Below are 21,878 nucleotides of genomic sequence, written 5' to 3'. Positions count from 1 at the left end.
TAAAGAGAAACATATATATAAAATATCTATTCGTTTCATAAAACAGTGAAAAACACGTCCTACTACGCGATGCGGACACCGGTTGTATCGATACCGGACAGCGACAATTCCCAGGGAGTAATCCAATGAATTGGTATTCAGCCGGCTGAAAAACGGGCATTATAGTGGCAGCGGTATCCGTATGCTAAGAAACTACCTGAAGATCGCCTGGCGGAACCTGTTGAAGGACCGGTCCTTCAGCCTGATCAATATTTTGGGCCTTTCTGTCGGTCTGGCCTGTACGCTGCTCATCGGATTATGGGTAGCCGATGAACTGGCGATGGAGCATTACAATTCCAATGATGCGCGGCTTTACCAGGTGATGACCCGGCATAGGACGGAGAGTGGGATCATGGTGGGAAGAGGGACACCGGGGATACTGGCCGCGGCGCTGAAAAAGGAACTGCCGTCGCTGGAGAATGCAACGGAGGTCCTGCCTTCCTCCTGGTTCAACCCCGGCGGAGTGGCCGGCGTTGACGATAAAAAGCTGAAAGCGCGACCGCAATACATCGATAGCAACTACTTCGGCGTGTTCTCCTGCCCTTTCCTGCAGGGCGACCGGCGGCAATTATTCGCCAATAAAAAAGGGGTGGCGATCTCCGAGCCGTTCGCCCAGGCGCTCTTTGGGACGACAAAGGATATTATCGGGAAGATCATCCACTATGACCAGCTCGATCTTTCGGGTGACTTCGCCGTCATCGGAATCTTTCAACCCAACCCCGCCAATGCGACCGAGCAATTCGATCTGTTGTTCAATTATGCGCTTGTGCTGGAGAAGAAGGACTGGCTGCAGCAATGGACCAATGCCGATCCGCAAACGTTTGTCCTGGTCAAGCCCGGCGTGAACCTGGCCGGTGTCGACAAACAGATCGCGCCCTTCGTTCAGCAAAAAGTGGCCAAAGGGCAGGCGGACCAATTGTTCCTGGCGAAATTCAGCGACCGGTACCTGTATAGCGACTATGAGAACGGTGTCCAGAGCGGTGGACGGATCACTTATGTCCGGCTGTTCATCATCATCGCTGCCTTTATCCTCCTCATCGCCTGCATCAATTTCATGAACCTGTCGACGGCAAGGGCCGCCCATCGGGCCAAAGAGGTGGGTATCAAGAAGGTCGTAGGCGCGGGCCGGCTTTCGTTGGTCATTCAATATCTCGGGGAATCGCTGCTGGTCAGCTTTCTCTCCCTGGGTGCGGCCCTTTTCCTTTCAAAACTGCTGATGCCGCTCTTCAACGACATCACCGGGAAGCAATTGCAGTTGTCTTTTGCAGCGCCCGTGGTCATCGCCATTCTGGGCATGACGGTGCTCACCGGGCTCGTCTCCGGCAGCTATCCTGCTTTTTATCTTTCCGCCTTCCGGCCCGTGGCCGTGCTGAAAGGGACGCTCCGTACGTCGCTGGGGGAATTATGGGCGAGAAAGGGATTGGTCGTTTTTCAATTCACTCTCTCCGTTGTATTCATAGCCAGCGTCCTGATGATCTACCGGCAGATCGATTATATCCAATCCCGGGACACGGGCTATAACCGCGAGGAGGTCATCCAGTTCGGTATCCCCCTCAAATTCGACTCTGCCAACATTGCCTCCGCTTCTTCCTTTATAAAGCAGCTGAATAATATTCCCGGCGTCGTCAATGCCGCGGGCGAGTTTCACAACCTATTGGGAGACCATGGCTCGTTTTATGGCATGGAATGGCCGGGCAGGACTGCCGATCAATACAGAATGGAGTTTGCGAACCTGGAAGTGGGCTATAATTTTCTCGAAACAATGGGCATTCAATTAAAAGAAGGGCGCTATTTTTCTCAGAATCCCAATGCAGACCATGAGATCATCCTCAACGAGACAGCGATCCGGATGATGGGCCTGAAGGATCCCCTTGGCAAGACGGTGACTGCATTGGGCGAGAAGCGCGAGATCGTCGGGATTGCCAAAGACTTCAACTTCGAATCTATTTACCAGGGCGTGAAGCCCGTGATCTTCCAGAGCTATCCGGCGGGTGACCAGGTGCTTGTAAGGCTGCGGAAGGGGAGCGAGGCCGCCACCATCGCGGCAGTAAAGGCGGCTTACAACCGGTTCAACCCCGGGATGACCTTCGAGTACAAATACCTGGATGAGGAATATCGCCATCTCTATGCTTCCGAGATCAGGGTAGGGGTCCTCGCCCGTTGTTTTGCGGGTCTGGCCATTCTGATCTCTTGTCTCGGGCTATTTGGCCTCACTGCGTTCACTGCGCAAAAGCGAAAGAAAGAGATCGGGATTCGCAAAGTGATCGGCGCCTCTGTGGTACGGGTGGCTTATTTGCTGAGCCGGGAATTCCTGGTGCTAGTGGGCGTGGCCATCGCCATTGCTTTTCCTATCGCCTGGCTGGCGATGCATAAATGGTTGGATGGTTTTGCCTATCGCGTCGAGATCCGCTATGATGTGTTTGTTCTGACGGCCCTGGCCGCCATTGGGATCACGATGATCACTATCAGCTACCAGGCCTTCAGGGCGGCGACGGCTAATCCCGTTGAAAGTTTAAGAACCGAATAGCTTATGATAAAAAACTATCTTCTCATTGCCTGGCGGAATATAGCCCGTCACCGGTTGTATGCCGCCATCAATGTGCTGGGGCTGGCCCTGGGGATGACCGTTTGCATCCTGATCTTTTTATGGGTAAGGGATGAAAAGAGCGTCGATGATCTCGGGCCGGCGGGGAAGGACCTGTACATCCTGTACGAATCCTACACGGGCGACGGGACTACCGGCGGAACGTATACGACCCCGCTGCATTTTGAGAAGAACATGCCGGCGCCATATATCGAAGGGATGAGAGGCTCTGTTCCGGGGATCGAGCGGATCGCGTATTATAAGACGGGATATGAACTGCCCTGGGGGTATCCGGAGACCCTGCAGGTCGGGGATAAGACAATAAAGCAGGATGGCGCCAGGGCGGGAGAGGACTTCTTCAAAATGTTCCCCTACCCGATCGTCGAAGGGAATGCCGCGACCATCCTGCATGATATGAAGGGGATCGCACTTTCCCGGCGCACCGCGGTCGCTCTTTTTGGGAGCCCCCATGCGGCGATGGGCAGGACGATCCGTTTGCAGAACCAAACGGATTTCACCGTATCGGGCGTATTCGAAGATCTTCCGGCAAACAGCTCGCTGCATTTTGATTTTTTGAACAATTGGGAGGCGCAGCGAACGGGTTTACTGAACTGGGCGGAGAATAGCTTTATTACCTATGTACAGCTCGCGCCGGGCGCCGACCGGAAGCAAATCGAGGATGGGATGACCCGGTATCTGCTGACGGCGATGGGCCCTATCAAGGGGGTGACGGTCCGGCTTGGATTGCAGAAAGTGAGCGATCAGTACCTCTACAATGTCTTTTCCAATGGCCGCCCGGCGACCGGCCGGATCGAATATGTCCGCATCTTCAGCGGCGTGGCCGTCTTTATCCTGCTGATCGCCTGCATCAATTTTATGAACCTGGCCACTGCGCGATCGGTGAAACGTGCGAAGGAGGTCGGGTTGCGAAAAGTAGTGGGCTCCTCGCGGTTGCAGCTGATCGGGCAGTTCTTTGGCGAGTCGCTGCTCTTTGCTTTGCTGGCGATGGCGCTATCGGTAGGATTTGTCGCCTTTCTTCTGCCGGTCTTCAACCAATTCACGGGAAAGTCTATCCGGCTGCCGTTCTCCGGCACGGGGTCCTGGCTGTCCCTGCTGGCCATCGTGGCGGCGACCGGTCTGGTGGCCGGAAGCTATCCGGCGCTGTATCTTTCCTCGTTGCGGCCGGTGCGGGTGCTGAAAGGCGTACTCACCTTCACCCGTGCGTCCGTCGTCGTCCGGAAGGGACTGACGGTGTTCCAGTTCGTCCTGTCCACCGTCCTGCTGATCGCAACCATCGTGATCACGCGTCAGACCGACTATGTGCAGCATAGCAACCTTGGGTATGACCGCGAGAATCTGGTCTATGTCCGGGTAGAAGGCGCCCTCTCGACCGCGGCCGGTTACCGATTGTTCCGGCAGCGGGCTTCCACGATGCCGGGCATTGCGATGGTCGACCGCAGCTCGGAGACGCCTCATTCGATGAATTTCGACGTAACGGACCCGATACAATGGGAAGGGAAGCCGAAGGATTCAAAAGTGGCTTTTGTGCCGGCTTCGGTGGGATACGATTTTATACCGCTGATGCACCTGTCCGTCATCAAGGGCAGGGATTTTTCGCGGCTGAACCCCACTGATTCCAGCGACGCCTTTATCGTCAATGAGGAGGCGGTGAAAGAAATGGGAATGAAGGACCCCATCGGCAAGTCCATTTCCGCCTGGCATAAGAAGGGTCATATCGTGGGGATCGTAAAGGATTATCATACCCGCAGCCTGCGCGAGCCTATCAAGCCGGTGATCCTCGATGTCAAGGAAGACCTGGATTTCGGCGTCGTCATGATCAGGACAAGGCCGGGTCAGACAAAGCAGGCGCTGGCCAGCCTGGCCGCGGTATACAAGCAGGTGAACCCCAATCTCGCCTTTGCCTATCAGTTCGTCGACGAAGAGTATCAGAAGATGTATAATAGTGAGCTGATGATCTCGAAGCTCTCGGTGCTGTTCGCGACGCTGGCGATCATCATCTCCTGCCTGGGACTGCTGGGACTGGTGCTTTTTGCGGCTGAGCAGCGCACCCGCGAGATCGGTATCCGGAAAGTGCTGGGTGCAACCCTTCCGCAGATCGTAACACTTTTCTCGGTTGATTTCCTTGGGCTCGTGGGACTGGCCTTTTTGATCGCCGTGCCGGTGGCATGGTTTTTTATGAATAGCTGGTTGCATGACTTTGCTTACCGCATCGCGCTTTCGGCGTGGATTTTTGCCGGGGCGGGAGCGGCGGTGGCGGTTGTTGCAATGCTGACAGTGAGCTACCAGGCGGTGCGGGCGGCGATGGCCAACCCGGTTAACAGTTTGCGGAGTGAATGAAACTCTGCACCGCCTGGCACCGGCTGATGATTGGCCTTCGGCCGATCGGCTTCCCGCCGATCCCGCGGGCGGCGATGGCCAACCCGGTTAACAGTTTGCGAAGCGAGTAACTGCAGCGCGGTCCGAGTGATCCCCTGCCCGCCGTATTTTACAAAAAATGCGTAATTTAACGCGGCAAACTGCATTCGTGAAAGGGATTGGATCCATATTGCTGCTGCTTATTACTGCGTACTCTCCATTATCTGCCCAATATTATTTTACCGGGGAGGTCAAGGACCTTCATGGCGACAAACTTCAGCGGGTTGCGATAATAGTGCAGTCCACCGGCCTGATCTATCAGACTGGGCGGTATGGCGACTTCGAGATCATTTCGAAGAAGAACGACGATTCCCTCACTTTTGCCTATAACGGTTACGAACAGTACACCACGGCCATCAAGTCGACCGATTTCCTGAAGGTGACCCTGAAGAGGCTTATCCCGCCGTCCGCTCCGCACCGGCCCCGGGTCTCTTCGCTGATCTCCTGGCGGAATTGCGATCCCTATCCGGAGCATGCAGGGGACAAAAGCTTTGGCGTCGTCGAGAATCCCTTTCTCGAAAGCCAGACCCCGATGGCCTTTACGGGCAACCCGAACGGTATTTCTTTCTGTAATGTTCGGCGATTCCTCGATATGGGGACGACGGTTCCGGCGGAGGCGGTAAAGATCGAAGAGATGATTGGCTATTTCAATTTCTTTTATGAAGAGCCCCTTCCTGCCGAACTGTTCCATTGCAGTTCCGAACTGGTATCCTGTCCCTGGAACAAGAGCCACCGGCTGCTGTTCGTCAATGTCAGTGCGAAACGGGGGGACATGCGGCAGATGCCACCCACTCACCTCATCTTTACCATCGATGCCTCGGGCTCGATGGATATGCCCAACAAGCTGCCGCTGATAAAGGCCGGGATGCGGCTGCTGGTAAGGAATCTTCGGGATATCGACACCGTATCTTTCGTGCAGTACGGCGCCAACATGAGCGTACTGGCGGGAATCCCGGGGTCGAAGAAAGGTGATATCATCCGGGCCATCGAAGAATTGCATGCCGATGGCGAATCTCCCGGGGATGCGGCGTTGCAGCTGGCTTATCGCATTGCCCACCAGCAGTATATCCGAAATGGCATCAACCGGGTGATCCTGATCACCGATGGAGATATCTGCGCCGATAAGACCGCCGCCGATAACCTGCAGCAACTGGTCGAAGAAGAAAGCGAGGGTGGGGTCGGCCTTTCCTGCATCGGCGTCGGGATGAAGGACAGCGACAATGTCGAGCTGCCTGCTCTGGCCAAAGGAGGCAAGGGTAGTTTCGAATGCATCGAGGATGTGCGGGGTGGGGAAAAGGTATTGTTAAAAGAGTTCAACGAAAATCTGCTTTGCGTTGCCGACAGCGTATCGATCAGCGCCGGCTTCGATTCCACGCTGGTCGGCAGCTACCGGTTGATCGGCTATGACAACAGGCGGGACCTGCTTGCCGATACGGCGTTGCGGCTGGAAGGAAGCACTATCAGCAGCGCCCATGCGATGACCGCCTTGTTCGAGTTGGTTCCGCGGAAAGATTCAATTGCCATCGAGAACATCGCCAAGATAAAGATCGACTATCGGCTTCCCGGAAAAAAAGCGGTTAGGACGTTCACCTATGACTGTCCTAACAGCCCGGTTCCTTTCGGGCGGGCGGACGTGCAGTTGCGAAAGGCCGCCTGTATCGCGCTTTTCGGGATGAAGTTGAAATATTCCGACTACTCCGGAGGGACGAGCTGGCAGGATCTGGAACGAATGACCCGAAAGACCTTTGAAGGCAATAACTATATCGATAAGGAATATATCAACCTGGTCATCAAGGCCAGGGGCATTTACGAAAGAAAAAAATAACCATGAATCCCACACAAGGCGAAAAGGCCGAGAAGTTAAAAGCCCTTCACGAAGCACCCGGTATCTTTGCGATCCCCAATCCCTGGGATGCCGGTTCGACGCACATTCTGACCCACCTTGGATTCGAGGCCCTGGCCACGACCAGTGCGGGACTTGCCTTTTCGCTGGCAAAGCCCGATGGCACCGGCGCTGTCACCCGTGATGAGAATCTTGCCAACGCCCGGATCATCGTCGAGGCAACGCATCTGCCGGTGGCCGGTGATCTCGAAAATGGATATGGCGATGAGCCGGAGGTTTGTGCCGAAACGATCCGGCTGGCTGCTGCCGCCGGGCTGGTAGGCGGATCCATTGAAGACGCCAGCGAAGATCCCGCGGCGCCGATCTATCCCGTTGACCTGGCGGTACGCCGCGTGCAGGCGGCGGTCAAGGCCGCGCGTCAACTTTCGTTTCCCTTTGCACTGGCCGCCAGGGCGGAGAACTTCCTCCACGGCAGGCCCGATCTTGACGACACCATTCGCCGGCTGCAGGCTTTTGCCGAAGCGGGTGCGGATATTCTTTTTGCGCCGGGATTGACGACGGCGGAGCAGATCAGCGCGGTGGTACGCGCCGTGGCGCCCAGGCCCGTCAATGTTGTGATGGGACTCGGCAAGGGCGACTTCACCCTCGGGCAGCTGGCGGCGCTGGGCGTCAGAAGGGTGAGCCTGGGTTCCACGCTTGCCCGCGCCGCTTATGGACCTTTCTGGCAGGCGGCCGAAGAGATCCGGCAAAAAGGGAGTTTCTCATTTGCGAAGAACATCACCCGGTACGGCGAGTTCCAAAAACTATTCGGATCGTAAGCTTTGCGATGGATTTGCCAGCGCCGCTCTCAACGTGTGATACAACACCGTCAGGAAGGTGATCAGGAGCACCGTTATCGCCGCAAGCAGGTATGGCAGCGGCGAGAATTCCATTTTATATTGGAATAGGCCCAGCCATTTATCCATGAACAGGTAGGCCACGGGAAAGGCGATGATGCAGGAGATGCCCACTAACGCCACGAAATTCCGGGTGATAAGGGTGATGAGCTGGGACAATCCGGCTCCCATGATCTTGCGCATCGAGATCTCCTTCTGACGTTGCTGGGTGGTGAAGGCGATGAGCCCCAGCAGGCCAAGACAGGTGATCAGCACCGTGATGACGGAAAAGGTCGTGAACAGCTTACCTCGCTTCTGCTCGGCTTCGTATTGGGAGTTCAGCGATTTATCGAGAAAGTTGTAGTCGAAAGGCAGATCTGCGAAATTGGCGCGCCAGGTCTTTTGCACGCCGGCGAGGGCGGACTGGACGTCCCCCGCGTCCAGCTTCAGCTGAATATTATAGTTGTTCGGCCGGTAGACCAGTATCAGGGGTGCGATCTTATTGTACAGACTCTGTTGGTTGAAATCCTTTACGACGCCCACCACTTCCAGGAACCGGCCACTGGTATCCCCGGGAAACTTCACCCGTTTGCCGATAGGGTCCTTCCATTTGAAATATTCTACCATATTCTGGTTGACGACGATGCTGTGCAGGGTATCTCCCAGGCCGGTGAATCCACGGCCGGTCTTGATCTGCATCCCCAGCGTCTTGAAATAATGTTCATCGACGGCATAGACGTTGACCCCCTGGTCGATATATCCTTTATCCGTTTGTACGGAGAAGAGGTTGAAGCTGATGCCCTGTCCCGGGACGGCTTCGGCCGTGCTGACCGCCCTGATATGCGGGTCCTTCCGGACTGCGTCGGTGAAGGCGATGATCTGGCTTCGGGCGTCACGGTTGGTGTTGACGGGTACCGTAACCACTTCGTTCTGGTCGAAACCCAGGTCCCGGTGCCGGATATAGTTCAACTGCGAATAGACGATCAGCGTACAGATAAGCATGATCATTGCGATGGAGAACTGGGTGACCACCAATACCCGACGAAGGCTTACGTTACTGGACCCCTTCGAAAGGCTGCCTTTCAGGATATGGATGGGATCGAATTTCGAGAGATAAAGGGCGGGGTAGCTGCCGCCCACGAATCCAACGAAAAGCACGATCAGCAGCAGGATCAGGAAGGTGCCCGGCTCTATAAGGAGGCCGAAGGAGAAATTTTTGCCCGCGAGGGTATTGAATACCGGCAGCAAGAGGGCAACCAAACCGATGCTGAGCAGCAGCGCGAGGAGGGCAGTGAGCGTCGACTCGAGCAGGAACTGCGCCATCAACTGCGGTTGGGTGCTGCCCGTCACCTTACGGATGCCGATCTCTTTGGCCCGCCGTGCTGACCGGGCTGTCGTCAGGTTCATATAGTTGATGCACGCGATGATCAGCATGAAGAAGGCAACGGCCGAGAAGATGTAGATATAGTTCATGCTACCCTGCTCCTCGGGTTCACCCGCCATTTTGGAGTGAAGATGGATCGAGAGGATGGGCTGCACCACATAACGCATGGTGACATTGAATTTCGCGAAGATGGGCGCCATGTATTTGTCGTACATGGGGATCAGCTTCTTCTGAAAGACCGCCGGATCGGTGTTCGGTTTTACGAGCACATAGGCGAAATAATTGAACGAGCCCCAGCCGGAGTTGTCGTCGAACTGGCCCGTCTTGGGAAGCGTGGTCCGCGAGATCAGCATGTTGAACCGGAAATGGGAGTTATAGGGAACGTCCTTTATCACGCCCGTGACCTTGAATATCTCGCCCTTGGCGTCCTCCAGCGTCTGACCGACGACGTTGTTGCTCTTCCCAAAGAATTTCTCCGCGACGGACTCGGTGAGTACCAGGCTCCTGGGTTCCGTCAGGGCGGTATTCGGATTGCCCTGCAGCATGGGATAGGTAAAGACCTTGAAGACATTGCTATCCGTATAAAAGATCTTGTCCTCGTAGATGCGCTGCTCACCCCGCCGGTACATCTTCCTGTCCTCGCCAACGAATCGCACTGCCTCTTCCACTTCCGGATAATCCTTTTTCAGCGTGGGGGCCAGCGGGAACTGGGTGGAGACCCAGCGCATGGTGTCCTTATCCGCCTCCTTGATATTGCTGCTGATGCGGAAGATGCGGTCGGCCTTTTCGTTGTACTTGTCATAACTGAGCTCGTCCTTGACATAGAAGATGAGGAAGAGGCTGAAAGTAATGCCGATGGTCAGGCCGAGGATATTCAACAGGCTATACCAGCTGTCCCGCTTGAAATTGCGGAAGGCGACGGTTAGGAGGTTCTTTATCATACTTTAAATATGCGAAGAAAAGAGTACAAATCATTACCTTCCATCCCAAACCCTTGTTAATATGTCAATAAAGCGTCGCGATTTTCTTCGTCTTTCCGCCGGCAGTTCCCTGGGCGGGGTGTTGTTGTCCGGGCTGCCGGTAGCCGGGCTCGAAGCCGGCGCCCGCCCAGCTGCTGTCGTTTTGGAGGCCTTGCAACCCATGACCGGGGACGTGGTCCCCATCACCCTCGAGGAACGGAAGGGAAGGATCCAAAAGGCTCAGCGGCTGATGGGAGAGAACAAGATCGACGCGATCCTGCTGGATTCGGGTACTTCCATGGTCTATTTTACCGGGATGGGCTGGGGGGCCAGCGAGCGGCCGATGGTCGCGATCGTTCCTGCGTATGGTGATGTAAAATATGTTTGCCCGGCATTCGAGGCCGAGCGGCTACGCGAGCTGATCACGATCGGCACCGAGGTCCGGGTTTGGGAGGAGCATGAGAGTCCCTATAAGGTGATGGCGGGAATAGTAAAGGATTTTGGCATCCGTACCGGGACGGTGGGGGTCGAGGAGCGGGTGCGATTTTTCATCTTTGACGGCCTCAGAAAAGAGGCGCCGCAGCTCAACTACGTCAGTGCCGACCCGGTAACGGCAACCTGCCGGATGATCAAGTCCCCTGCCGAGCTGGCGCTGATGCAAAAGGCCAATGATATCACCGTTGCCGCCTATAAGGCCTGTATCGCGCTGTTGCATGAGGGCATGACACCGGCAGATTTCTCCTCGACGGCCGAGAACGCGTTTTCGCGGCTGGGTGTCCGGGGCGGTCTCAGCGCGAATTTTGGCCAGGCCTCGGCATTCCCGCATGGCAGCATCCAGACCCAGCACCTCCAGAAGGGGGATGTCGTCCTGATGGACGATGGGTGCAAGGTCCAGGGTTATTGTTCGGATATCAGCCGGTGTATCGTCTTTGGCGCCGAACCGACCAAACGCCAGCGGGAGGTCTGGGAGCTGGAAAAACGGGCTCAGGCGGCGGGGTTCGCCGCGGCGAAAGTCGGGGCCCCCTGCGAGAACGTCGATCTGGCGGCACGTAAAGTCATCACCGACGCGGGGTTCGGTCCCGGCTATAAGATCCCCGGTCTGCCGCACCGGACGGGTCACGGAATCGGCATGGACATCCACGAATGGGGGAATATGGTCATGGGGAATAAGACACCGTTGCAACCCGGCATGTGCTTCAGCGTCGAGCCGATGGTGGCTATATATGGGGAATTCGGGATGCGGCTGGAGGACTGTGCCTATATGACGGAAGATGGGCCGCGCTGGTTCTCGCAGCCGAGTCCGTCGATCGACCAGCCGTTCGCTTCCTGATGTTGCGAGTCTTGCCGGTTTTTACTATTTTGCAGTAATGAAGAAAATGTACCTGGAGTGCGTCAGGGGCATGGCAGCATTATCCGTTTTCCTTTTCCATCTGGCGGAAGCCTATTTGTCGGGAGCCGTCCTTCGCCGGCACTCGGCGGCGATCATCGGGTCGGACTCCGTGATCATATTCTTTATTTTGTCCGGCAGCGTGATCAATATCTCGCAAAGCCGGAAGCCACGGTCGCGGTCTGAGTTTTTCCTGAACCGGCTGATGCGTCTGTGGCCGCAATTCTTACTGGGGCTGCTGCTTGGCATTCTTGTGACCTTGTTCGTCAGCCGGTCAGTTCCCGGCCTGGGCCAGATATTAGGCAATGTATTCATGTTGAGCACACTCCAGGGATTTATCGCCAAATCCGTCCGGGGGAATGCGGCGGTATGGAGCCTAAGCTATGAGATGTTCTTTTACCTTGTATTTATTTTGATGATCGGCGCCGATCAAAAGAGGAGGATGAAAGGGTGGCTTCTCGTTTCGCTGGTGATGCTTCCGTTGTGTTACCACCTCACCCATATCGGGGTGGTGGACCAATGCGTTTCCATGCTCGGGTTCTCCGCAATCTGGCTGGTCGGTTATTATGTATATGAGTACCGTCAATATTTTTATTTCGACGGCTACGCGGCGGCGTTGAGTTTAGGGTCCCTGGCCTTGCTTTCGAGGGTCAATCTGCCCTGGGAGCTTCCCTGGTCCGATCCTTTCAAGGATTTCCTTTTTGCGTTGACGGCCATTCCATTTTTTCGCTATTGCCTGCAGGACAGGGCCGGCGCCCGGAAGGCCTCCATCCTGTTCCCGGCGGGCGTCTACCTGCTGCTCGTCACGGCGCTGGTCCGTCAGCCGGATATTTCGCGGGCGGCGGAACTGGTTTGCATCGTATTGCCGCCGGGGATTGTATCGGTCTACCATTTGCTGCGGACCCGATGGCTTAAGCCCTATATTCTCCCGGTCGTCGGGCGATTGGGTCTCATCTTCGGGAAATATTCTTATTCCCTGTATATCGGGCACCTGCCGGTCTTGATGGTTTGTGCCCGGTTTCTTCCCCATCGGCCGGTTCCGTACCTGTTGACCAGCATTCCCTGCGTGGCGTTGCTGGCATATTTTATGGAGTCGCATTTCCAGCCGGCGATGGTGAAATTGGTCCGTTGGGTGAGGGCCGGCAAGGATGACGGGCAGGATGGCGTCGTATCACAGGCTTAGCCCCATTGCTGCAAGCCCATCCCTTGTCAGCGCCACGTTCTTGTGATTATGGACGATACCCCGTAAGCCAAGGCCCTGCGCCACCTGCACGAACATGGGCCGGTCGTCGATATAAACGACCTCTTCGGCGGGGATCTGCGCGATATCGAGCGCCACTTTCCAGATATCCGCATCCGGCTTCCGGAAATGAACAAAGCAGGAGGAGATGAAAAAGTCAACGAAATCGCCGAGACGGAAGGTGCTGATCCGGTGCTCATTCAGCTCGCGGCCTTCGTTGTTGACAACGGCGATCTTCAGTCCGTACCTGGCCTTCAGCGCCTTTACAAGATCGATCATCTCCGGGTAGGCCTGTGACTGGTCGTACATAAATGTTTTGAACTGCTCCATAGTGAAGGGTTGTTCCTTGCAGAACACCGTCCGCCGGAGATATTCGTCGAGGCTTAGCTTGCCGGCCTCATAGGTGTCGAAGGTCATGCGATGACGGTCGTTTAGCTCGTCGAGGTCCAGTCCGAACTTCTTTGCCGCAGCCTCGCGTGAACGCCGGTCCCATCCATTGGTCAGCATAACGCCGCCGATGTCGAGGAAGAGAGCCGTCACGCGGGCAGTCGTCGAATTGTTTGCCATTGCTGTTGATTTTAATGTCTGCAAAGTAATAATTTTAGGCTATGAAACGGACAACGCTATTCCTGTCGCTTCTGGCCTTGTATATTTCCTCGAATGCGCAACAGGGCCTGCCCGTCCCTGTTCCGGGCAAGGTCGAGAACGCGGTGATCTGCAAAGCCGACGGTACCCAGAGTTACGCTCTGTACATTCCCCTGAAGGGCAATGGGAAGGCATTGCCCGTTGTCTTCTTCTTCGACCCTCACGGCGAAGGATCATTGCCGTTGAACAGGTATAGAACACTTGGAGAGGCCTATGGGTTCATCCTTGTGGGCAGCAATAATTCGAAAAATGGGAATGACTGGCCAAAGACGGAAAATATCTGGAACAAGCTCTTTTCCGATGTCCGGGAACGGTTGAAGATCGATGAGCGTCGCCTGTATGTCTGCGGCTTCTCCGGCGGCGCGAAGGTGGCGAGCTATGTAGCGATCCAGCACCCGGGGATAAGGGGTGTTATTGCCGGCGGCGCGGGGCTGCCCGATGGGGTCTCCGCGGACAATTTTCCCTTTAGTTTCACCGTGCTGGCAGGGGAGGGGGATATGAATCTTACCGAACTGGCGGCTGTCAGCGCGGCCCTCGACAAGACGCAAACACGTCATCGGTTGATTGGATTCGACGGCAAGCATGACTGGGCGCCGCTGCCCGTGATGGACCGGGCCTTTGCCGGCTGGCAGCTGGAGGCCATGCATGACCGGGTGTTGCCGCAGGACCCCGCCTTTGTCCGCCGGATCATCGCGGCCGATAAAAGCAGGGTGGAGATGGCGATCCGTGCGGGCGAATACATCCGTGCCGAACAAGCCTGCCGGGTGGCCGCCAGCTATCTCGACGGACTGACGCCCGAGGCGGATGGCTTCCGGCGGAAAGCGGCTGCGCTTGACAGTGACCCGAAATATAAGCGGCAGCAGCAGGCCCGCGACGCGACCTTTGCGCGGGAGGCGGCTCGCAAATCCGAGTTCATGAACGAGTTCCAGCAGGGAGATAACAAATACTGGCAGCAGACGATCCGGCAGCTGGAATCCGGCGCGGAGGCGGCCGGTGCCGAAAAAGGGATGTACCAGCGGCTGATCGCTTATCTTTCGCTTGCCTTCTATTCCATCAGCAACCAGATGATCGGAGCCGGGCGAAATGATCCCGCCCGGCATTTTGTCGAGCTGTATAAAATGGCCGATCCCGGCAACAGTGAAGCCTGGTATTTTTCGGCGGTACTCGATATTCGCGAGGGGCACGCGGCTGTTGCGCAGGCCGATCTCCAAAAGGCTATTTCCCTTGGGTTCAAGGATCGTGCGCGGTTGAGTGCGCAGCCTGAGTTTCAGAAGGGGCTTGGGGCGGGTGCGATCGCGCAGTTGGAGAGTAGGATGGTGAAATAAATGTTAAAGCGGCTTGCGTCAGGGTGACGCTGTACGAACTGGTTCGTATATTTAGGAAAATACCTGACATGAACAAAACTGCTTTTATCCTGCTATTTACCGGTGCGCTTTTCTCCTTTGCTACCCGCTCGGCAGCGCAAGGCAAGACCGGTTGTGTGAGTATGTCTGAGGTGATTGATGCAATGCCTGAGACGAAGAAGGCCGACAGCACGCTGGCTAAGTACAAGACCGAGCTCGAGCAGCAGTTCCAAGCTTACCAGGCGGAGTATAGCGAGCAGGCCCGCTTCCTGAGTTCCGCTGACACGGCGAAATACACGAAGCCCATTCTGAACCTCAAGCGGCAAAGCCTCGCTCAGCTGCTGGGCAAGCTACAGGGCTACGACCAGGAGGCCGGCGCCCTCTTCAATCAAAAGAGAACAGCCTTGCTGCAGCCCATACAAAAAAAGGCCGAGGACGCTATCCAGCAGGTGTCCAAAGAGAACGGCTTTGCGTTCGTCTTCGAAAAAGAAGGCCTGCATGTCTATCCGCCTTCGGCCGATATTCTTCCGTTGGTGAAGAAGAAGTTGGGGCTTCTATAACTACAGCTGCCGGATCTTGATATTGCGCCAGCCGCTGGAGCCGGGGTGCTGTTGCAGCGCGATATGCCCCTTGGCGACCTTGGCGAAGTCGGCAAAGGCCTTGTTGGCAAATTTGCTGTGAGCGACCATGTTGTTCCATCCTTCGCTGCCGATCTGGCCTTCGAAGGTCTTTATCCCGTTGAGGTAAAAGGTAAGATGGCCTTTGTCCTGGATCAGCCGAACCTGGTTCCATTCGCCGGGCGTCTTGGGATGGGACACTGTCGAGTCCCCGGACATGTCGTAGAGACAGCCGGCGAGATGGTTTTGCTTCTTGTTGTCCTCGGCGTCCTTATTGTCTAGTACCTGCATTTCCGGGCCGGTGAGATAGGTCGCGCTGTATTTGGGATCTTCCTGAACGTCGAAGATGATCCCGCTGTTGCCGCCTTTGGAGATACGCCATTGGAGTTGCAGCTCGAAGTTCTCGTATACGCCATTGGTGACGATATCGCCGCCGCCATTCTGGGGCTTGGAGGGGTCGAAGACAAGCACCCCGTCCTGGACCTGCCATTTCGAACCGACTGTATCGCGCAGGTAGGTATGCCAGCCCTTGGTGGTTTTGCCGTCGAAGAGCAGTTTCCAACCTTCTTTCTTCTCCTGCCTGGTGAGCGTGTTGGGCGTTTGTGCGAATACGAGATTGCCCGCGAGGACCAGGGCTGAGAGGACCGTCATTCTTTTCATTGATCGTGATTTTGAGGGGTCAATTTAGAGAATATTATCTGCTTGAAACATAGTAAAATGTGCTAAAAAATGGCGGCGGGGTGGCTGGGGGCGTCCGGACAGGCAACACTTGGGTCGAAACGCGCGTATAGGATTAAAAAATCGCTAACTTCATACCGGGTAAAATAACAATATGAAAAATAATTTCCTGGGCATTCTCTTGCTCTTTTCTTCTTCGGCTTTTGCACAAAATGAGGTACACGACCAATTCGCGAAGATCACTACGGTACAGCAGGCACAGCAATGGGCGGACGCCAATCCCAAGCTCAAGCCCGCCATCCTCAACCTGAATTCCCTGAAGGATAGCTCGCTGATCGACAAGCGGCTGCTGCGCCAAAACCAGGGGGATGTTTTTTCGGTGGGGTATGTTACGTATAAGGTGTTGGAAAGCACCGAGAAGGTTCAATACCGGGCCAGCTATATCTTTTTGGATGGCGGAAGCCTGTCGCAGACGCAGATCGACAGCCTGAAAAAGATCATCGTGAGCAAGGCGTCGAAGGGCGCCGACTGGAACCAGCTTTCAGATGAATACACAATGGACGGCAACACCACCCATGGAGATACCGGCTGGTTCTTTGGTGAAGAGCAGATGCCGAAGGAGTTCCAGGATGCCGTAAAGGCGCATCAAAAGGGTGAGATATTCTTTGTGGATGTGTCCGAGCGCAACTGGCATTACATCGTCAAGAAGACCTATGACGACGACGATAAGAAGGTGGCTATCGTGCTGCGTGCCAATGGGCGCTAATATTGACTGCCGGCCCCACCGCCCCCGGTATCTCCGCCGCCAAAGTGGGTGCCGCCATCGGCAGGTTGAACGGCAACCTCTCTAAAGCTTTCGGCGATGATCAATCCTTCGACCAGCCCATCGGCCAGCGGATGGGGTTGGCCGGCAGCGGCTGCGGTGAAACCGTGTTTTGGCGTCCGCAGCCAGCGCGTTAACCCGTATACGCCGGCGATCAGTACGATTCCCCCAATGAGCATGGCGATCTCCGTCGGAAGCAGGTGGTAATAATACCGGACGGTGAGGATCGACGCGGCCACCAGACCCATCCCCGTCCATAACCACAGGACGTCTTTCTTCTGCACTCCTTTTACAATATAGAAGACGGGGATGATCGCGGTGAGTGACCACCAAAGCCAGGCGAGCGAGATCGGCCCGCCGCCTCCCGCGATCGTCCCGTTCAGCTCGTGAACGACATAATAGTTTCCGGACGCATAAAGGCTAAGAAGGGTGGTCAGGCGCAAAAGGTACAGGCAGGATCGGTAATGCCGGAATGCAGTCTTGATATATAACCCAGTAAAAAGGAAATAGCATCCGATGGAAAGGCTCATCACCAGAAAGGGCAGCAGCGCCCGTGCGACGGGTCCCCATTTGCCGACGGTGAAAAAGACGAGGCAGAGAAAGGCGCCATAGGCGGCGAGCGTCATTCCATGGTCGGCGTACCTTAAGACAGCGATACAGGCAAGGACAAGAACGAGCCCGCTTTCTACGGCCGGCGTAATTCTCGTGGTGCCGATAAAATCGATGCCAGCCAAAAAAAGGATGACCGCGACCCATAAGAGGGCGTCATCCACACCCGAACCGTTCATTTTTCGCTGGTGGATAAAAAGCTCCAGGACAAGGATGGTGATACTTCCCAAAATAAGTGTCGACTGCCCTTCCATTCCTCCAAGAAGAAACAATCCCAGTACGGCGGCCGCGGCAATAACGGTAACAACAAAGAGGCCCAACCGGATAAAGAAGTTGGGAAGATAGAAGGAATAGGGATAGGTTGCACGGATGCGATCATATTCTTCCAGGGTGATGAGGCCTTTCTCAAAGGCTTCCCTTGCATGTTGTTGCAGGTCCAGGTTGTCGAGGGATTGTCGATCATACGCGATCATGGGCATTCAGTTTGCGGTTGATGTGGATCAGCAGAAAGATGATGCCGATGGCTGAGCCGATAAAATAGAGGCAAAGGAGGCCGAATGCGTCGTTGTTCGCCAGGTCCATCGACCGGATCACCACACCGCAAAGTGCGATATAGGCATAGAGGATCAGGACGACCACGTAGTAAAAGTTACGGCGGACCATCGCCTGGATATAGAAAAAGAAGGCGGCGCCTGTCAGCCCGAGGAACCAGAGAAACCAAAGTTTGTGAAATTCGAAAAGGCGCGTCAGCGCAGCGATAAAGAAAAGATGCCCGCCAAAATTGAAGTAGACCGGGCTGAAATGCGCTTTTAGCCGGCGCAGTTCGGTCAGTCTCCCGGCTGCCACCAGGACGGCACCCAGCAGGAGACCGGTAAAGAGGAGATGGGGATCGCCGAAATTCCCGGCCTTGAGGATCGTCAGGGGGGTGATCGCGATGCCGGCCCAGGCCGCCAGATTGGTGATCGCCAGGCTCAGCACGCCGATGTGATCAAACAGGTAAGCGGTGGCGAAGAGGATCACCATGGGAACGAAAGTGGCCAGGCCGTAATTGTCGCCGAACACATCATAAGCATATTGAAGATAACCGAGAAAGATCAGCAGGCTGAGACACCCCAATAGTAAGATATAATCGAAGAAGGGGGTGGGGGCGGAAACATATCGCCAATTGAAGGGCGTCTTCTTCCGCCAGCAATAGAAAAAGCAACCGGCCGTTACCGCCGCGATGAATGCGAGGACGGCCTGGTGGCCGATGGTGTCGATGTTCTTATAGACCAGGATGCCCAGACCACCCGTCAAAAGCAGGACGCCGAGATAGAGCAGGGTCCGTAGTTCCCAGAAAAGGGAGAAAAGCCGGTTGTTCTCGAAGACTTCCATTTGCTGCAGCGAAGCGTCGGAGATAAGACCTTCGGCGTGAAGCTTTTTAAATGTAGCGCGATGCATGTCTCCCAAGCTAATACAAAAACCGCGTAAATCCAATCCTGCGGTCCATCGGCTTATAATTTCCGTACCTTCCAAAGTTTCCCCGTTGATGAGAAATACAAGCGGTCTTCTTCGGCGATATCTGCGTCATCGGGTCCGAGCGCCTGGTATAGCGCCACATGGATCGTATACAGGGTATCGCCATGCGTCACGAGTCTTCTAATACCAACTATCTTCCAGCTGGAATACGGGCAATTCTTCCATCCCGCCCGAACCGGTTGGGGCAATTTCCATGTCCATTTGACGCGCGTAGCGACCGTGTCCTGCTGCTGTGCGTCCGCACGTGTCGATAGAATAATGATTGTCAGTGTGATCCAGAGTGGTTTCATTTTAACGTTTCGTTATTGGGATATTAACAGTGTCGCAACATGATATTATTCGCAACGGGCGTACCTTTGGGTTGTAATAATTACGTTATTACATAGTTTTTAAGCAGTCAATTTTCTCATAAGCAGTTAGTTTTGGTTACGACCCCTGTTTCTACAGGGGTTTATTTTTTGCCTGAAAATTAATACCTTTTCGGTATGGCAAAAAAGAAAGAGCGGCTTATCGCGGTAAGTCCGTCGGGAAAGAAAGAGGGGTCCCTCGCCGATCTCATCCACGACGTGGTCCGGCAAATTCCCCGCGGAAGGGTGACCACCTACGGCGCGATCTCCGCGGTCCTCGATCTGCCCAATCCGCGAATGGTGGGCCGGGCCATGCGGACGGCCGATGACAAGAAACGCCCGATCCCCTTTCAGCGAGTCATTAACAGCACCGGCCGGCTGACCGGTGAATACCGGGATTGGCGAAAGAAATTGCTGGAGAGGGAGGGCTTCGAGATAAAGGGCGATAAGGTGGTTGACTTTAAAAACCTGTTTTGGGACCCCGCCAAAGAACTATAATGATCTCCAACCGGTATATCTTTCCCCTGCTGCTGGCATTCTCCTGTCTGTCGTGCAATGACCGTCCACCCGGCTTAGCACCCACAACGGCCTGTCCCGCTCCGAAGAAGATCATCGTGTATAAAGAGAATGTATACGATCTCAACGGCTATGCGGATGAGGGCAATGGCGATCCGTTCCGGCTTTTTGACGAGAACGGGCTGGTTGATCCCGGCGCCGGGTCAAATACGGGGTACCAGCCCCATACAAACCCCCAGCCGGCCGAGCACGCGGCGATCTATTTCCCTGCGGGCAGGGGCAATCGCATCGTCGTCGATCTTCAAACGAGCTACCGGCTCAGTGCCGCCTACCTTTATGATCGCAGCCATTCCCGGGACAGCGTCTGGATCTACACCGGCGATATGCTCCATTGGAAACCAAAAGCGGCTTTTACCACGATCGATCTTTTAGAATCGGGTCGCTGGCGCAAATTCCCGCTGGATGACACTTCGAGATACCTGATGATCCGTTTCAGCAGTCCGAAGACGGCCATCACCGAGATGGTCCTCTATGGCTGCGCGGACAGCGTGCCGCCTCCGCCGGTGGCCAGGTCTTATTCCGATCCGCCCTTTACGCGGAAAACGATGAAGGAATTTTTGGGGGTGAACGATTTCAGCGGGATCATCGATCCGAAATGGCTGAAACCGTTCTATTATTCGCGGCTCTATTCCTTTGCCGTCGATTTCGACCGGGATACGGTCCATTCCTGGCCGGATGTACGATACAATATGATGCATTTCGGTTTTTGGAACGGCGGCATCAACAACTACTATTACTGGCCGGAAGATAATGTCAGGCAGAACCATCACCAGGTGTGGTATACGATGCAGGGACTGCCGCTGTGGATGATAAAGGATGAAAGGGACAAGAAGGAACGGCCGGTGACCCAGTGGGGTATGGAACCCGAGGACGCGATGAGCTATGCCCGGCACGCCGGCATGATGTGGCATCTTGCAGCGTGGTTCGGATCCCAAAAGCAGGACACCGCGCTTTTGTCCCTCGACCATTCGCCAAAGCTGGCAGGGCGTGGAACCATGCGGCTCTATGAGAACGGCAATGAAGATGACGCGACCTGGGCGGGGGAACGGTATTGCAACCCGATGGCTTATTTTGCCCAGAGCAATGCCGACTATGACGGGGCGGAGGGAGCGTTGGGGAAACGCTGTGGCATCGTCAACGCCGACAGCGGGAGTGCGCTGATGACTTCCGGGATGATCGAACTCGATACCAACCGGGTAAAAGTGTACCGGTTCCTTTGCAGCACATTGCGCAAGGATGGAGCCTTCATCTGGAAAGGCGGGATCCAATATCATCATTATTGCACCAATTATAAGCACGGTATTACCCCGGAGGAGGACTCCCTGCGCTGGCGGCTGGCGCGGGTGAAGGCCTTTACCGAACGAACGGCGCCCGGGGTACCCTGTATCCTGGGAGAGAACGGCTATGACAAGTCTCAGCAGACGCGACAGTCCACGCCCTTGGTGCCGGGTTTTTCCAAAGAAGAGTCGCAGGCCGTCTTCCTGCTGAGGTCGATGAATGCGACCGCCTTTTCGGGGTTCGATGCCTATATCCTTTACTGGCTCCGCGATAGCAAACCGGCCGATGATCCGGGCCTTTATCTCACCAGCGGCGTAGTGCGGGAGATGCCGGACGGAAGTATCCGGCCCTATCCTTCGTGGTTTTATATCAGCGCCTTTGAAAGCCGGCTGGCCGACTATGCACCGGACAGGATTGTCAGTGAGAAGGGGGCTGTCTGGGTCTATAAATACCGCAACGCACTGGTACCGGACTCCGCGGCGTATTTCATCTATTCACCCACACATAACGAATCGCGGGACGCCGCTTTTTCGCTCGCACTTGGAAACGTCGCAGGCGATGCAGCGGAGATAAACTTTGCTGCCGATTCTCCGGGGGGCGTTCCGACCGCAAGAAAAGTGGTGAATGGAACAGTGACTGTTTCCGTTGATGAGAAGCCGAAGCTGGTTTTTGTAAAAGAGCAAATGCCGCATTGATC

17 protein-coding genes are annotated in these 21,878 nt (G+C 55.4%); 11 read left to right on the top strand and 6 right to left on the bottom strand.

From position 1 onward, the window contains the following. Positions 1-181 precede the first annotated feature (181 nt). The 4 genes from VHE34_RS17060 (at position 182) to VHE34_RS17045 (ending at position 7,720) form a co-directional block, all read left to right on the top strand. On the top strand, positions 182-2,566 hold the full coding sequence (locus tag VHE34_RS17060) for an ABC transporter permease (RefSeq protein ID WP_325590058.1): 2,385 nt from the start codon (positions 182-184) through the stop codon (positions 2,564-2,566). A 3-nt stretch (positions 2,567-2,569) separates the two neighbouring features. After that, entirely contained in the window at positions 2,570-4,981 is a 2,412-nt protein-coding gene (locus VHE34_RS17055; protein ID WP_325590057.1) for an ABC transporter permease, read from the top strand. Positions 4,982-5,168: 187 nt separating this feature from the next. Then, positions 5,169-6,884 (top strand): vWA domain-containing protein, encoded by a 1,716-nt coding sequence (locus tag VHE34_RS17050; RefSeq protein WP_325590056.1) that lies wholly within the window; start codon positions 5,169-5,171, stop codon positions 6,882-6,884. A gap of 2 nt (positions 6,885-6,886) precedes the next feature. Continuing rightward, entirely contained in the window at positions 6,887-7,720 is an 834-nt protein-coding gene (locus VHE34_RS17045; RefSeq protein WP_325590055.1) for an isocitrate lyase/phosphoenolpyruvate mutase family protein, read from the top strand. Here the strand turns inward: VHE34_RS17045 and VHE34_RS17040 are convergent. After that, positions 7,706-10,102, bottom strand: coding sequence for an ABC transporter permease (locus tag VHE34_RS17040; RefSeq protein ID WP_325590054.1), 2,397 nt, complete (start codon positions 10,100-10,102; stop codon positions 7,706-7,708). The genes VHE34_RS17045 and VHE34_RS17040 overlap by 15 nt on opposite strands. A 61-nt stretch (positions 10,103-10,163) precedes the next feature. Between VHE34_RS17040 and VHE34_RS17035 the strand changes: the two genes are divergently transcribed. Further along, on the top strand, positions 10,164-11,450 hold the full coding sequence (locus tag VHE34_RS17035) for a Xaa-Pro peptidase family protein (protein ID WP_325590053.1): 1,287 nt from the start codon (positions 10,164-10,166) through the stop codon (positions 11,448-11,450). A gap of 37 nt (positions 11,451-11,487) precedes the next feature. Beyond that, the gene (locus tag VHE34_RS17030; protein WP_325590052.1) at positions 11,488-12,690 is read left to right on the top strand and encodes an acyltransferase; all 1,203 of its coding nucleotides are present in this window, start codon (positions 11,488-11,490) and stop codon (positions 12,688-12,690) included. Here the strand turns inward: VHE34_RS17030 and VHE34_RS17025 are convergent. Next, a complete protein-coding gene (locus VHE34_RS17025; protein ID WP_325590051.1) occupies positions 12,679-13,314 on the bottom strand; it encodes an HAD family phosphatase in 636 nt (211 codons plus the stop codon). The genes VHE34_RS17030 and VHE34_RS17025 overlap by 12 nt on opposite strands. A gap of 41 nt (positions 13,315-13,355) precedes the next feature. Between VHE34_RS17025 and VHE34_RS17020 the strand changes: the two genes are divergently transcribed. Together VHE34_RS17020 and VHE34_RS17015 are read left to right on the top strand one after the other, a co-directional pair. Beyond that, on the top strand, positions 13,356-14,717 hold the full coding sequence (locus VHE34_RS17020) for a hypothetical protein (RefSeq protein ID WP_325590050.1): 1,362 nt from the start codon (positions 13,356-13,358) through the stop codon (positions 14,715-14,717). Between the two features lie 68 nt (positions 14,718-14,785). Then, complete coding sequence (locus VHE34_RS17015) at positions 14,786-15,295, top strand: OmpH family outer membrane protein (RefSeq protein ID WP_325590049.1); 510 nt, start codon at positions 14,786-14,788, stop codon at positions 15,293-15,295. Here VHE34_RS17015 and VHE34_RS17010 read toward each other — a convergent pair whose 3' ends face one another. Further along, complete coding sequence (locus tag VHE34_RS17010) at positions 15,296-16,012, bottom strand: DUF1080 domain-containing protein (RefSeq protein ID WP_325590048.1); 717 nt, start codon at positions 16,010-16,012, stop codon at positions 15,296-15,298. 172 nt (positions 16,013-16,184) lie between these two features. Here VHE34_RS17010 and VHE34_RS17005 point away from each other — a divergent pair, with 172 nt between their 5' ends. Continuing rightward, complete coding sequence (locus VHE34_RS17005) at positions 16,185-16,796, top strand: peptidylprolyl isomerase (RefSeq protein WP_325590047.1); 612 nt, start codon at positions 16,185-16,187, stop codon at positions 16,794-16,796. On the opposite strand, the gene VHE34_RS17000 is transcribed toward VHE34_RS17005, so the two are convergent. The 3 genes from VHE34_RS17000 to VHE34_RS16990 are packed head-to-tail and all read right to left on the bottom strand — an operon-like array spanning position 16,793 to position 19,270. Continuing rightward, complete coding sequence (locus tag VHE34_RS17000) at positions 16,793-17,935, bottom strand: hypothetical protein (protein ID WP_325590046.1); 1,143 nt, start codon at positions 17,933-17,935, stop codon at positions 16,793-16,795. The genes VHE34_RS17005 and VHE34_RS17000 overlap by 4 nt on opposite strands. Then, positions 17,922-18,902 (bottom strand): DUF2157 domain-containing protein, encoded by a 981-nt coding sequence (locus VHE34_RS16995; protein ID WP_325590045.1) that lies wholly within the window; start codon positions 18,900-18,902, stop codon positions 17,922-17,924. The genes VHE34_RS17000 and VHE34_RS16995 overlap by 14 nt, the downstream gene beginning before the upstream one ends. Before the next feature lie 53 nt (positions 18,903-18,955). After that, the gene (locus VHE34_RS16990; RefSeq protein ID WP_325590044.1) at positions 18,956-19,270 is read right to left on the bottom strand and encodes a hypothetical protein; all 315 of its coding nucleotides are present in this window, start codon (positions 19,268-19,270) and stop codon (positions 18,956-18,958) included. A 195-nt stretch (positions 19,271-19,465) separates the two neighbouring features. Here VHE34_RS16990 and VHE34_RS16985 point away from each other — a divergent pair, with 195 nt between their 5' ends. Then, positions 19,466-19,825, top strand: coding sequence for an MGMT family protein (locus tag VHE34_RS16985; RefSeq protein WP_325590043.1), 360 nt, complete (start codon positions 19,466-19,468; stop codon positions 19,823-19,825). Then, positions 19,825-21,876 carry a hypothetical protein gene (locus tag VHE34_RS16980; RefSeq protein ID WP_325590042.1) on the top strand — a complete coding sequence of 684 codons (2,052 nt, stop codon included), beginning with the start codon at positions 19,825-19,827 and terminating at the stop codon, positions 21,874-21,876. The genes VHE34_RS16985 and VHE34_RS16980 overlap by 1 nt, the downstream gene beginning before the upstream one ends. Positions 21,877-21,878 lie beyond the last annotated feature (2 nt).

The sequence above is a fragment of the Puia sp. genome, from assembly GCF_035546395.1.
GTDB lineage: Bacteria > Bacteroidota > Bacteroidia > Chitinophagales > Chitinophagaceae > Puia.
This window is presented reverse-complemented; position numbering and strand designations above follow the sequence as displayed.

Excerpts from the sequence above, each read along its gene's own strand:
- VHE34_RS17045 (WP_325590055.1), top strand. The coding sequence starts at position 6,887 with ATGAATCCCACACAAGGCGAAAAGGCCGAGAAGTTAAAAGCCCTTCAC.
- VHE34_RS17000 (WP_325590046.1), bottom strand. The coding sequence starts at position 17,935 with ATGATCGCGTATGATCGACAATCCCTCGACAACCTGGACCTGCAACAA.
- VHE34_RS17035 (WP_325590053.1), top strand. The coding sequence starts at position 10,164 with ATGTCAATAAAGCGTCGCGATTTTCTTCGTCTTTCCGCCGGCAGTTCC.
- VHE34_RS17015 (WP_325590049.1), top strand. The coding sequence starts at position 14,786 with ATGAACAAAACTGCTTTTATCCTGCTATTTACCGGTGCGCTTTTCTCC.
- VHE34_RS17010 (WP_325590048.1), bottom strand. The coding sequence starts at position 16,012 with ATGAAAAGAATGACGGTCCTCTCAGCCCTGGTCCTCGCGGGCAATCTC.
- VHE34_RS17055 (WP_325590057.1), top strand. The coding sequence starts at position 2,570 with ATGATAAAAAACTATCTTCTCATTGCCTGGCGGAATATAGCCCGTCAC.
- VHE34_RS16985 (WP_325590043.1), top strand. The coding sequence starts at position 19,466 with ATGGCAAAAAAGAAAGAGCGGCTTATCGCGGTAAGTCCGTCGGGAAAG.
- VHE34_RS16980 (WP_325590042.1), top strand. The coding sequence starts at position 19,825 with ATGATCTCCAACCGGTATATCTTTCCCCTGCTGCTGGCATTCTCCTGT.
- VHE34_RS16995 (WP_325590045.1), bottom strand. The coding sequence starts at position 18,902 with ATGCATCGCGCTACATTTAAAAAGCTTCACGCCGAAGGTCTTATCTCC.
- VHE34_RS16990 (WP_325590044.1), bottom strand. The coding sequence starts at position 19,270 with ATGAAACCACTCTGGATCACACTGACAATCATTATTCTATCGACACGT.
- VHE34_RS17025 (WP_325590051.1), bottom strand. The coding sequence starts at position 13,314 with ATGGCAAACAATTCGACGACTGCCCGCGTGACGGCTCTCTTCCTCGAC.
- VHE34_RS17005 (WP_325590047.1), top strand. The coding sequence starts at position 16,185 with ATGAAAAATAATTTCCTGGGCATTCTCTTGCTCTTTTCTTCTTCGGCT.
- VHE34_RS17060 (WP_325590058.1), top strand. The coding sequence starts at position 182 with ATGCTAAGAAACTACCTGAAGATCGCCTGGCGGAACCTGTTGAAGGAC.
- VHE34_RS17040 (WP_325590054.1), bottom strand. The coding sequence starts at position 10,102 with ATGATAAAGAACCTCCTAACCGTCGCCTTCCGCAATTTCAAGCGGGAC.
- VHE34_RS17020 (WP_325590050.1), top strand. The coding sequence starts at position 13,356 with ATGAAACGGACAACGCTATTCCTGTCGCTTCTGGCCTTGTATATTTCC.
- VHE34_RS17030 (WP_325590052.1), top strand. The coding sequence starts at position 11,488 with ATGAAGAAAATGTACCTGGAGTGCGTCAGGGGCATGGCAGCATTATCC.